Raw genomic sequence first — 12173 nt, forward strand, 5'->3', positions numbered from 1 at the left:
TCAGTAGGCGCGCAGGGTCTGGAAGACCGAGGCCAGGCGCGCGGGATCTTTGATGCCCGGTTCGCTTTCCACGCCGGAGTTGAAGTCCAGCCCGGCGCAGCCGAGCTTGGCCGCTTCGACGCAGTTGTCGGCGCGCAGGCCGCCCGCCAGCATCACGTTAGTCAGATCTTCGTCTTGCAATACCGACCAGTCGAAGCGTTGGCCGGTGCCACCGGCACCGTTGTCGAGCAGGTAGCGATCGACATACTGCAAATCGCGCGCCGGCACCCGATCTTTCACGCTCAGCGCTTTCCAGATGCGGCAATCGGCCGGCAAGCGGGCGCGCAGGGCGCTGATATAAGCCTGGTCTTCCGCGCCGTGTAATTGCACCGCGTGCAGACCGAGGCGCTCAACGGTCAACGCCACGGTCTCGACCTGGGCGTCGCAGAATACGCCGACGTACTTCAGCGGCGCGCCGGAAATCACTTCGCGGGCGCGGGTGATATCCACGTAGCGCGGGGAGCGGCCGACGAAAATCAGCCCGCCGTAGATGGCGCCCGCCTGATACGCGGCGGCGGCGTCCTGTGGGCGGGTCAGGCCGCACACTTTGTTGTCGCCCAGGATCACGCGGCGCACGGCGGCGCGCAGATCGGGTTCAGACATCAGCGCGCTGCCGATCAGAAAGCCGTTGGCGTAATGGCTCAGCTCGCGGATCTGCCCGTAGTTGTTGATGCCCGACTCGCTGATCACCGTTACGCCATGCGGCACGCGCGGCGCCAGCTCACGGGTGCGGTTCAGGTCGATGCTCAGATCGCGCAGATCGCGGTTATTGATGCCGACCACGCGCGCTTCCAGCGCGATCGCCCGCTGCAGCTCTTCTTCACTGATCACTTCGGTCAGCACGCCCATATTGAGGCTGTGGGCCACCGCGGCCAGCTGGCGGTACTGCTCGTCGGTCAACACCGACAGCATCAGCAGAATGGCGTCGGCCTGATAGTAGCGCGCCAGGTAAATCTGATACGGGTCGATGATAAAGTCTTTGCACAACACCGGTTGGCTGACGGTCTTACTGACCAGCGGCAGGAAATCAAAGCTGCCCTGGAAGTATTTCTCGTCGGTCAGCACCGAGATCGCCGAGGCGAAATCTTTATAGACCGTGGCGATCTCCACCGGATCAAAGCTCTCGCGAATCAGCCCTTTGGAAGGCGAGGCCTTCTTGCATTCGAGAATGAAAGCCGTCCGGGTGCCCTGCAGCGCGTGGTAGAAGCTGCGTTCGCTCGGTACGATGTCATTCTGAAAGCCGGCCAGGGGCTGTTGCTGTTGTCGCGCCGCGATCCATTGCGCTTTGTCGCGGACAATCTTGTGTAGCACGGTTTCCTGCATCATTTATCCTCTTGCCGCCAGTGCGATGACACGCTCATAGGCCTGCCCGCTGTTGATCATATCCAGTGCCTGCCGCGCATTTTGGCGCAGGTCTTCATGTCCGAATAACTTCAGAAGCAACGCGACGTTGGCCGCGACCGCCGCGGCGTGCGCCGGCTCGCCTTTACCTTGTAACAGCCGCGCCAAAATGTCACGGTTTTCTTCCGGCGTGCCGCCCAGCAAGGCTTCCAGCGGATAGGTTTCCAATCCGAAGGACTGCGGCGTGAGCTGGTAGCTGCTGATTTCGCCGTTGTTCAATTCCGCTACGTGCGTCGGGGCGTGGATCGCCACCTCGTCCATGCCGCCGCCGTGAACCACCGCCGCACGTTGATAACCCAGCACGCGCAGGGTTTCGGCAATCGGCAGCACCAGTTCCGGGCTGTATACGCCGATCAGCGCCAGCGGCGGACGCGCCGGGTTAATCAGCGGGCCCAGCACGTTGAACAGCGTGCGGGTCTTCAGCTGCTGGCGCACCGGCATGGCGTGGCGAAAACCGGTGTGGTACTGCGGCGCGAACAGGAAGCACACGCCGAGGTCGTCCAGCGCCTTGCGCGCTTCTTCCGCCGGCAGATCCAGACGGATGCCGAACGCTGCCAGCAGATCCGAAGAGCCGGAACGGCTGGAGACGCTGCGGTTGCCGTGTTTGGCGATTTTCGCGCCGCACGCCGCCGCCACAAAGGCGCTGGCGGTGGAAATATTGATGCTGTTGGTGCCGTCGCCGCCGGTGCCGACGATATCGGCGAACGGGTAGTCAGGGCGCGGAAACGGCTGAGCGTCGTCCAGCAGCGCTTTGGCGGCGCCGGCGATCTCTTCCGGGCGCTCGCCGCGGACTTTCATGCTGATCAACGCCGCTGCCAGTTGGCTAGGTTCCAGTTCGCCGCGCACGATAGCGCTGAACAGCTGTTGGCTTTCCTGCTGGCTCATCGACTCGGCGCGGTACAGTTTCTCAAGAATAGGTTGCATCGTCGTGTTCCTTATATTACTTCGCCAGCGCCCAGGCGAGGGTCTGCTCAAGCAGGCGCGCGCCATGGGTGGTCAGAATCGATTCCGGGTGGAACTGGAAGCCGCACACGCGGCGGTGGTCGTCGCGCACCGCCATCACCATCTCGCCGAAATGGGCGTTGACGGTGAGATCGGCCGGGATGTTGCTGCCGACCAGCGAGTGGTAGCGCGCCACCGGCAGCGGGTTGGCCATGCCGGCGAACATGCCTTCGCCATCGTGAACGATCGCCGAGGCTTTACCGTGCAGGATCTCACCCGCCTGGCCGACCTGGCCGCCGTAGGCTTCGACGATCGCCTGGTGGCCGAGGCAGATGCCGATAATCGGCAGCCGACCGCGCAGGCGCTGCAGCAGTTCCGGCATGCAGCCCGCTTCGGACGGCGTGCCGGGGCCCGGCGACAGCATCAGCACCGGCTGGGTCATGTGCTCCAGGCGTTCGATGATCACCTCGGCGGCGATCTGGTTACGGTAAATCACCACCTGGTGGCCGCTGGCGCGCAGCTGATCGACCAGGTTGTAGGTAAAGGAGTCGACGTTGTCGAGCAACAGGATATCGGCCATCAGAACACCTCCTTGGCATGGTGCGCAGTGGCGATGGCGCGCAGCACGGCACGGGCTTTATTACGGGTTTCGTCGGCTTCCGCCTGCGGGATGGAGTCCAGTACCACGCCGGCGCCGGCCTGCACGGTGGCGATGCCGTCTTCAACGTAGGCAGAGCGAATGACGATGCAGGTATCCAGATCGCCGGTGGCGGTGAAGTAGCCCACCGCGCCGCCGTAGCTGCCGCGGCGCGTGCCTTCTGAGGCGGCGATCAGCTGCATCGCCCGCACTTTCGGCGCGCCGCTGAGGGTGCCCATGTTCATGCAGGCCTGATAGGCGTGCAGCACGTCGAGATCGGCGCGCAGGGTGCCCACCACCCGGGAAACCAGGTGCATGACGAACGAATAGCGATCCACCTTGGTCAGGTCGGCCACGTAGCGGCTGCCGGCCTGGCAGATGCGTGCCAGATCGTTGCGCGCCAGATCGACCAGCATCAGGTGCTCGGCCAGCTCTTTGTGGTCGGTGCGCATTTCCAGCTCAATGCGGCTGTCGAGATCCAGATCCAGCGAACCATCGGCACGGCGTCCGCGCGGGCGGGTGCCGGCGATCGGGTAGATTTCGATCTGGCGATTGCCCGCGTCGTATTTCAGCGCGCTCTCCGGCGAAGCGCCGAACAGGGTGAAGTCATCATCCTGCATGAAGAACATGTACGGGCTGGGGTTGTTGTCTTTCAACGTCTGGTAGGCCGCCAGCGGCGCCGGGCACGGCAGGGTGAAGCGGCGCGACGGCACCACCTGGAAAATCTCGCCCTGGCGGATCGCTTCCTGCAGCTCGCTGACCACCGCGCCGTACTCTTCGTCGCTCTGGTTACAGCTCAGCTGCATGTTTTCCAGCGTTTGGTGCGGGATCGGCTGCGGGGTTTGTTGCAACTCGGCCTGAAGTTGTTCCAGACGTTGCTGCAAACGCTGCGCTTCACTCGCTTGTTCACTGAAGACGCTGGCCTGCAGACGGGCCGTACCGCGTTGGTGATCAAGCACCAACAGCGTTTCAGCCAGATAGAAGCAGAAGTCCGGGCAGCGCTGATCCTGGCGCAGTGCCGGCAGGTCTTCGAAACCGGCGACCAAATCGTAGGCGAACAGGCCGCCCAGCATCACGGCTTCGCGCTCGTCCGCCGGTGAGTCCACCAGGGTCAGCAGCGTACGCAGCGCGTCGAACACCGACAGTGAGCGCAGGCGGGCATCTTCGTCCTGCACCGCGTCGATCGCCGGGAAGGTCAGCTCGCGGCCGTTGGGGCGTGCCTGGTTGCGTACCTCAGGCGGCAGCGCTTCGTCCAGCAGCGGCAGCAGCGCCGCGCCGTTGGCGGTCAGTGCCTGCACGCTGACGGTGTGGCCCAGTGCGGTAATGCGCAGCGCGCTGTCGATCACCAGCAGGCTCTGCAGATTCTGTTTGCTGTTGATTTCCGCCGACTCCAGCAGCAGGGTGGCCGGACGGGCGCCGCACAGCTGGTGGAAAAGGGTGGTGGGGTCGCCCCGGTAGCTGGCTTGCGCCTTCAGCAATGTCAGTTGTGGTTTGGTGTTCATCATCGGTGGTTCCAGTGAATTCTGTCCATAAAAAAGCCCGCATCAAGTGCGGGCTCAGGAAATCTGCATTGTCAGATGACAGCTATGCGCGATTACACCGCCCGCAAGAGGGAGGTACGCCACCAACCGTGAAGAGAAATATAGTTGTTCATTTGCCGACTCTCTCTGTTAACGCTCATCTGACACGGCCGTTGCCGTGAACTTGTGTACTAGTTAACTGGTTCGCGGCGGCAAAGTCAACCCTCTTTTTGCACAATGTTTTAGCGGCCAGCGTGAATTCTATTCATCATCCGCCTGGCGCCTGCGGCCAGGGCAGAATAGATTTCCGTCCGGCCGTCGATCGCGGGTATGATAGAAAACCAAGCCATTGCCGGATAGCCGTTTTGACAGACAGTAACCCCCCATCCACCGCTTTTACTCTGTACGATCTCCACAGCCACACGACCGCCTCCGACGGTTATCTGACGCCGACGCAGCTGGTACTGCGGGCGGTCGAGATGCGTGTAGGCGTGCTGGCGATCACCGATCACGATACCACCGCCGGATTGGCCGAGGCCGCCACGGCCATTGCGGAGCAGGCGTTGCCGCTGCGGTTGGTCAACGGGGTTGAAATCTCGACGCTGTGGGAAAATCATGAAATTCATATCGTTGGGTTGGGCATGGACGTCACGCATCCGGCGCTGGTGGCACTGTTGGCGGAACAAACCGAACGCCGCAACTGGCGGGCGCAGGAGATTGGCGTGCGCCTGGGTAAAGCGCGGATCCCTGACGCCTATGCCGGCGCGCAACGGCTGGCGGGCGCCGGCGCGGTCACCCGCGGCCATTTCGCCCGTTACCTGGTGGAGCTTGGCGTGGCGAACAACATGGCGCAGGTGTTCAAGAAATACTTGGCCAAGGGCAAAACCGGCTACGTGCCGCCGCAGTGGTGTACAATAGAACAAGCCATTGATGCGATTCATCAATCGGGCGGTCAGGCGGTGATGGCGCATCCCGGCCGTTACGATCTGACCGCGAAGTGGTTGAAACGTTTACTGGCGCATTTCGCCGAACACGGCGGCGACGCCATGGAAGTGGCGCAGTGTCAGCAGGCGCCGCATGAGCGCGCGCAGCTGGCGAAATACGCGCAGGACTACCACCTGTTGGCCTCGCAAGGCTCTGATTTCCATCAACCTTGTTCGTGGATCGAACTGGGGCGCAAGCTGTGGCTGCCGGGCGGTGTCGAGCCAGTGTGGCGCGATTGGCCGCAACCGGGCCAGGCGGTCTGATTTTACGCGCGTGGCAACGCGCGCGGGCATCATTTTAGGAGCAAGTCATGAGTCAGCTTTTTTATATTCATCCGGACAACCCGCAACCGCGTTTGATTAACCAGGCGGTCGACGTGCTACGCAAGGGCGGAGTGATCGTTTATCCCACCGATTCCGGCTATGCGTTGGGTTGCATGCTGGAAGAGAAGGCGGCGATGGAGCGCATTTGCCGCATCCGTCAACTGGACGGCAACCACAACTTTACCCTGATGTGCCGCGATCTGTCCGAATTATCGACCTATGCGCACGTCGATAACACGGCCTTCCGCCTGATCAAAAACAATACGCCGGGCCACTACACGTTCATTTTGAAGGCGACCAAAGAAGTGCCGCGCCGCCTGATGAATGAAAAGCGTAAAACTATCGGCCTGCGCGTGCCCTCAAACCCGATCGCGCTGGCGCTATTGGAGGCGTTGAACGAACCGATGATGTCCACCACCCTGATGCTGCCGGGCAATGATTTTGCTGAGTCCGATCCGGAAGAGATCAGCGATCATTTGGGCAAGGTGGTCGATCTGGTGATCCACGGCGGCTTCCTCGGCCAACAGCCGACTACGGTTATCGATCTGACCGAATCCACGCCGGAAGTGGTGCGCGAAGGGGCGGGCGACGCGGCGCCTTTCCGCTGATGTAAAAGGTTGCCACCTTGCCCATTGTCTGAAAATCGGCTGAAGCGAGGCTATTTCGCGTGAAAGCCGCTATTCTTGATTACTTCAGAATTGATAATGGGCAGGATGCGCAGCAATGATTAAACAGGTTTCTTTTTTAGCGGCCTTATTATTTTCCTCAATGGCAAATGCGGGTTTTTATTCAGGCAGCGGTTTGCTGGCGGAATCCGGCGGTTACGTAAAAAATAAAAGCGGTGAAGCCACCGTGGCCGAAGCGCTGAATGGTGGCATGTTTATGGGATACGTCGCCGGCGTATTCGATACCTATTCTATGCAGGGCAATCGCAATATCTGTCCGGCTGCCGGGATGAGCATCGGCGTCGCCGCCGACGCGGTGATGAAGTATTTGAACGAGCACCCAGAGCAACTGCATTATTCCGCTCCGTCGGTGATCATGCTGGCATTAAGCGCTGCCTATCCCTGCGTGCGCCATTAAGTTCCCGTTCCAATTAGTGCGCATTTTTTCATAAGATGCGCTCGGGGCGCATTCCGCACGAACTTCAATAGATCAATGCCTGCTGCGCTGTCACCTTATTCCCGTCGGTATTTCCCGAACGGGTCGGGGAGAGACGCGCAGGAGGTAATATGACCGCATTTCACAGTGCCAACATGATGCTCGACTATCAGGATATCGGCTCAGGGCCGCTCACGCTGGTGCTGTTGCCCGGCTGGTGCGAACCGAAAACCGTGTTCGAGCCGTTCATTGCTTTGGCGGCCGAACGTTATCGGGTGATCAACATCGACTGGCGGGGCCATGGCCTGTCGTCGAAAGCCGCGGAGATGTCGCTGACGGCGGACGATTTGCTGGAGGATGTGCGCCAACTGCTGACGGCGCTGCGTTTGGATAACGTGGTCACCCTGTCGGTGGCGCACGCCAGCTGGCTGGCGGTAGCGTTGGCTGAAGCGTTGCCGCAGAGGGTGCAGGGCATGGTGTTTCTCGACTGGATCATGACGCAGCCGGAACCGGCGTTCTTTACGGCGGTGAGCCGCATGCAGGAGCCGCAGCAGTGGCTGGCGGCGCGCGACGCCTTGTTCGACTTCTGGCAGGGCGGCATCCGCCACGATCGGGTCAAACGCCATCTGGAGGTTGAGATGGCGCAGGAAGATTACCGGCTCTGGCGTGCCGCCGGCGTGGCCATCGAACAGGCCTATCGGCAATTCGGCTCACCGCTGCAACGCCTGGCGGGAATGAGCGCACCGCCGCCGTGCCGGCACATCTACTCGTTGGATCGCCGTGACGACTATCTGCGGCAACAGCAGGCCTTTGCCGCCGAGCAGCCGTTTTTCTCCGTGGTGCGTCTCGGGGAGGCCCGTACTCACCTCGGCATTCTGGAACGGCCTGACTCGGTGCTGTGGGCTGTGGAGGATTTTTTGGCGCCGTGAACGCCGTCTGAAGGGGGACACCGCCGATAAAGTGGGTTTCAACACCTTAGAAAGCCTGTATAATACACGGTTCGATCCTGATAAACGTATTATGACCGTTGTGGCTGTTGGCCACGACGGTATCCCCCCGACGCCTGTGAAGGCGACATTAGAGGTTGCTCAATGAGCGAAAAGTTACAGAAAGTATTAGCGCGCGCCGGGCATGGCTCGCGTCGTGAAATCGAAACCATGATTGAAGCCGGGCGCGTCAGCGTTGACGGCAAGGTCGCCAAGCTGGGCGACCGCGTTGAAGTGGCCCCGGCGATGAAAATTCGTCTGGATGGCCATGTCCTGTCGATCAAAGAATCCGAAGAGGTGGTTTGCCGGGTGTTGGCTTACTACAAACCGGAAGGCGAGCTGTGTACCCGCAGCGATCCTGAAGGCCGCCCGACGGTGTTCGATCGCTTGCCGAAGCTGCGCGGTTCACGCTGGGTGGCGGTAGGGCGACTGGACGTCAACACCTCCGGTCTGCTGCTGTTCACCACCGATGGCGAACTGGCCAACCGTCTGATGCATCCAAGCCGTGAAGTGGAACGTGAGTACGCGGTACGCGTGTTCGGCCAGGTTGACGATGCGAAAGTGAAGCAGCTGAGCAAGGGCGTGCAATTGGAAGACGGCCCGGCCGCCTTCCGCACTATCAGCTTCCAGGGCGGTGAAGGCCTCAACCAGTGGTACAACGTGACCCTGACCGAAGGCCGCAACCGTGAAGTGCGTCGCCTGTGGGAAGCGGTGGGCGTGCAGGTGAGCCGCCTGATCCGCGTGCGTTACGGCGACATCGATCTGCCGAAAGGCCTGCCGCGCGGCGGCTGGGCCGAACTGGACCTGCCGGCGATCAACTACCTGCGCGAGCTGGTGGAACTGAAGCCGGAAACGGTCAGCAAAATGCCGGTGGAGCGTGAGCGCCGCCGCGTGAAGGCTAACCAGATCCGCCGTGCGGTCAAGCGCCACTCGCAGGTAGCCGGCAGCGGCCGCCGCAGCGCGCCTGGCAGCAAACCGGGTAAACCGGGCAAGCCAAGCAAACGCAGCTAATCCCTCATTCTGGTCCCGTTCGGGGCCAGAACTTTTTGTTACCAATCGATCCCTTGTTGCGCCTTCACGCCTGCGTCGAACGCGTGTTTCACCGGTCGCATCTCCGTGACCGTATCAGCCAGTTCCAATAGATCGCGATGGCAACCGCGCCCGGTCAGGATCACCGTTTGGTGCACAGGGCGCCGTAGGAGCGCTTCCTTCAACTCGTCCAGTTCCAGATAGCCGTAGGTCAGCATGTAGGTCACTTCGTCCAGCAGCACCAGGTCCAGGCTGCTGTCGGCCAGCATGCGTTTACTGTGCTGCCACACCGCCTGGCAGGCGGCGGTGTCGCCGGCCTTGTTCTGCGTCTCCCAGGTGAAACCGGTGGCCATTACCTGAAATTCAACGCCGTGTTGCTGTAGCAGATTCTTTTCGCCATTGGGCCATTCGCCCTTGATGAACTGGATCACCCCGGCGCGCATGCCGTGGCCAACCGCCCGGGTGACGGTGCCGAAGGCGGCGGTGGTTTTACCCTTGCCGTTACCGGTAAACACCAGCAGCAGGCCGCGAGTATCCTGCGCCGCGGCGATGCGCGCATCAACCTGTTCTTTCAGGCGCTGCTGGCGCTGTTGATGACGATCTTCCGCCATGAAACGCTCCTTATTATTCGGCCGCGCCGGGTTTACGATTCGGCTGCGCGTCGAAGCTCATGCCAGTTTTGCGGCGGCTGTCCTCGCCCATCAGATACAGGTACAACGGCATGATATCGGCGGGGGTCTTCAGTTTGTTCTTGTCTTCGTGTGGGAAGGCGGATGCGCGCATTTTGGTGCGGGTGCCACCCGGATTGATGCAGTTCACCCGCAAATTGCGAGTTTTGTACTCGTCGGCCAATACCTGCATCATGCCCTCGGTGGCGAACTTCGACACCGCATAGGCACCCCAGTCTGCGCGGCCGGTACGCCCGACGCTGGAGCTGGTGAACACCAGCGAACCGGCGTGGGATTTCAGCAGCAGTGGCAACAGTGCCTGGGTCAGCATAAAGGTGGCGTTGACGTTAACCTGCATCACTTCTTGCCACATGGTCATCGACAGCTCGGCCATCGGCGCGATGTCGCCGAGCAGGCCGGCGTTGTGCAGCACGCCGTCAAGGCGGGGGATCTGGCTAGCCAGATCGTCGGCTATCTGCCGGCATTGCTCCTGAGTGGCGTGCAGCAAGTCCAGCGTCACCACCAAGGCCGGGGCGCCGCCCTGGGCCGCAATTTCTTGTTGTACCGCCAGCAGTTTGCTCTCGGTACGGCCCAGCAGCACCAGTTGGGCACCGAAGCGCGCGTAGGTCAGCGCCGCTTCACGGCCGATGCCGTCACCGGCGCCGGTAACTAAAATGATACGTTGTTCGAGCAGGTCTTGTTTGGGTTGGTAATGCACGATACATCCTCGCCTGGGTGGCTGTTCTCCCGCGAATATCGGGGAGCAAGGGTGAAACGCGCGGCCGGGGCGGGAGCAAAGGCTCGACCGTCTGCGGGCCGCGCAGCGAATCCGTCTCATCGTATTGATGAATAATGGGTGTTATATGCCTTAATCCGCGGGCATTTTCAATGCATAGCAGGCTGAAATGGCATTCTTTTGTAACAAAAGCGCGGCAGCGGCGGCTTGGTTCGACCGTAAATCGTCCCCATAGTGATGCTCCGTGCGCAATGAATTTTCATTTAGCCGCGACAGCAGCCGCTGCGGTTGGCTAGAATGGAAAGAAGTATACTAACAACCTGTAAATAAAGGCGGAATCTGTGGAGTTTATATCTGTTTATGGCCTGTTTCTGGCCAAGGTCGCCACGGTGGTGCTCGCCATCGCCGCGTTGGCCATATTGGCGGTCAGCCTGGGGCAACGCAAGAGCCGCCAAAAAGGGGAGTTGCAGCTGACCGACCTCGGCGAACAGTATCGCGAGATGCAGCGCGATATGCGCCTGGCGCGTATGGATACCGCCGAGCAGAAGGTCTGGCTGAAACAGTTCAAAAAGCAGACCAAGGCCGACGACAAGCTGAAGAAGCAGCGCGCCAAGTCCGGCGCGGTGGAAGTGACTAAGCCGTGCCTGTATGTGCTGGACTTCAAGGGCAGCATGGACGCGCACGAAGTCACCTCGCTGCGCGAAGAGATCTCGGCGGTGCTGGCGGTAGCGTCGGCGCAGGATGAAGTTCTGCTGCGCCTGGAAAGCCCTGGCGGGGTGGTGCACGGCTACGGCCTGGCGGCCTCGCAGTTGGAGCGCCTGCGCAAGGGCGGCATTCGCCTGACGGTAGCGGTGGATAAAGTGGCGGCCAGCGGCGGCTACATGATGGCCTGCGTCGCGGATCGCATCGTGGCGGCACCGTTCGCCATCATCGGCTCCATCGGCGTGGTGGCGCAGATCCCGAACTTCCACCGCCTGCTGAAAAAGAATGACATCGACGTGGAGCTGCACACCGCCGGGCAGTTCAAACGCACGCTGACGCTGTTCGGTGAAAACACCGAGCAAGGGCGCGAGAAGTTTCGCGAAGATCTGAACGAAACCCACGAACTGTTCAAGCGCTTCGTGCATGAGCAGCGCCCGTCGCTGGATATCGATAGCGTCGCCACCGGTGAGCACTGGTTCGGTTCTCAGGCCAAAGAAAAGGGGCTGATCGACGCCATCGGCACCAGCGACGATTTGCTGATCGCCGAGTTGGATAACCACGAAGTGATCGCCGTGCGCTACACGCGCCGCAAACGCCTGATGGATCGCTTCACCGGCAGCGCGGCGGAAAGCGTCGATCGTTTACTGTTGCGCTGGTGGCAGCGTGGGGAAAAGCCGTTGTTGTAACGGCGATGAGAGCAGGAATCAACGGGGGCCAGGTGCCCCCGTTTTCTTTACTCAATCGACCAGGTGGTATTTTTCCGAAAGCAGATGGGCCAAATGTTTAAACATATTAAATACCGCGGTGGTTTTGGCGGTGGGCAATCCGTCGGCATCCAAAAAGTATTCGCCGCGAAAAACTAAAACGCCGCTTTTTTGTTCAACGTCGGTGGCGAGCATGCCGTGCAGATAATCTTCGTGTTGGCGGATGATGTTATTTGCTTCCGCCAGTAGGGCCTCGCGGCCGATAGGTGCAGTATTCTTGTGCATTTATTAGACTCCAAACAAAAAACGCTGCGCATATTCTAACGCCGGTTCGCTTTTATCCGCAAACCGACTAAGGTTTATTTGCCGTCTGGATGGCCATGGGCGGCCGCCGGTTGGCG

The 12173-nt window shown here is 60.9% G+C and carries 11 protein-coding genes, 1 pseudogene and 1 other annotated feature; of the genes and pseudogenes, 6 read left to right on the top strand and 6 right to left on the bottom strand.

The window, feature by feature from the left end; translation table 11 throughout:
* The 3 genes and pseudogenes from trpCF to WA302_RS14065 form a co-directional block, all read right to left on the bottom strand.
* A complete protein-coding gene (gene trpCF / locus WA302_RS14055; RefSeq protein WP_127146000.1) occupies positions 1 to 1362 on the bottom strand; it encodes a bifunctional indole-3-glycerol-phosphate synthase TrpC/phosphoribosylanthranilate isomerase TrpF in 1362 nt (453 codons plus the stop codon).
* A 3-nt stretch (positions 1363 to 1365) separates the two neighbouring features.
* A pseudogene (trpD, locus tag WA302_RS14060) lies at positions 1366 to 2962 on the bottom strand (bifunctional anthranilate synthase glutamate amidotransferase component TrpG/anthranilate phosphoribosyltransferase TrpD).
* Positions 2962 to 4524 (bottom strand): anthranilate synthase component 1, encoded by a 1563-nt coding sequence (locus WA302_RS14065; protein ID WP_025303047.1) that lies wholly within the window; start codon positions 4522 to 4524, stop codon positions 2962 to 2964. The pseudogene trpD and the gene WA302_RS14065 overlap by 1 nt, the downstream one beginning before the upstream one ends.
* A 24-nt stretch (positions 4525 to 4548) precedes the next feature.
* Positions 4549 to 4652: a sequence feature (Trp leader region), on the bottom strand.
* 252 nt (positions 4653 to 4904) lie between these two features.
* Between WA302_RS14065 and rnm the strand changes: the two genes are divergently transcribed.
* The 5 genes from rnm (at position 4905) to rluB (ending at position 8944) form a co-directional block, all read left to right on the top strand.
* Positions 4905 to 5786, top strand: a complete 882-nt coding sequence (gene rnm, locus WA302_RS14070; protein ID WP_043142502.1) for an RNase RNM — start codon at positions 4905 to 4907, stop codon at positions 5784 to 5786.
* A 47-nt stretch (positions 5787 to 5833) separates the two neighbouring features.
* Positions 5834 to 6454: an L-threonylcarbamoyladenylate synthase gene (locus WA302_RS14075; RefSeq protein ID WP_025303045.1), complete on the top strand. Its 621-nt coding sequence runs from the start codon at positions 5834 to 5836 to the stop codon at positions 6452 to 6454.
* Between the two features lie 115 nt (positions 6455 to 6569).
* Positions 6570 to 6929, top strand: a complete 360-nt coding sequence (locus tag WA302_RS14080) for a Rap1a/Tai family immunity protein (protein WP_025303044.1) — start codon at positions 6570 to 6572, stop codon at positions 6927 to 6929.
* 149 nt (positions 6930 to 7078) lie between these two features.
* Positions 7079 to 7876, top strand: a complete 798-nt coding sequence (locus tag WA302_RS14085; protein WP_049205501.1) for an alpha/beta fold hydrolase — start codon at positions 7079 to 7081, stop codon at positions 7874 to 7876.
* Between the two features lie 162 nt (positions 7877 to 8038).
* Complete coding sequence (rluB, locus tag WA302_RS14090; RefSeq protein ID WP_164099635.1) at positions 8039 to 8944, top strand: 23S rRNA pseudouridine(2605) synthase RluB; 906 nt, start codon at positions 8039 to 8041, stop codon at positions 8942 to 8944.
* 38 nt (positions 8945 to 8982) lie between these two features.
* On the opposite strand, the gene cobO is transcribed toward rluB, so the two are convergent.
* The gene (cobO, locus tag WA302_RS14095; protein ID WP_164099636.1) at positions 8983 to 9573 is read right to left on the bottom strand and encodes a cob(I)yrinic acid a,c-diamide adenosyltransferase; all 591 of its coding nucleotides are present in this window, start codon (positions 9571 to 9573) and stop codon (positions 8983 to 8985) included.
* 13 nt (positions 9574 to 9586) lie between these two features.
* Positions 9587 to 10348 (bottom strand): YciK family oxidoreductase, encoded by a 762-nt coding sequence (locus WA302_RS14100; protein WP_025303040.1) that lies wholly within the window; start codon positions 10346 to 10348, stop codon positions 9587 to 9589.
* 359 nt (positions 10349 to 10707) lie between these two features.
* Between WA302_RS14100 and sohB the strand changes: the two genes are divergently transcribed.
* Positions 10708 to 11754, top strand: coding sequence for a protease SohB (gene sohB, locus WA302_RS14105; RefSeq protein ID WP_336064275.1), 1047 nt, complete (start codon positions 10708 to 10710; stop codon positions 11752 to 11754).
* Positions 11755 to 11805: 51 nt separating this feature from the next.
* Here sohB and WA302_RS14110 read toward each other — a convergent pair whose 3' ends face one another.
* The gene (locus WA302_RS14110) at positions 11806 to 12057 is read right to left on the bottom strand and encodes a YciN family protein (protein WP_025303039.1); all 252 of its coding nucleotides are present in this window, start codon (positions 12055 to 12057) and stop codon (positions 11806 to 11808) included.
* Positions 12058 to 12173 lie beyond the last annotated feature (116 nt).

The sequence above is a fragment of the Serratia sp. 201 genome (genome assembly GCF_037027545.1).
Lineage (GTDB): Bacteria > Pseudomonadota > Gammaproteobacteria > Enterobacterales > Enterobacteriaceae > Serratia > Serratia bockelmannii.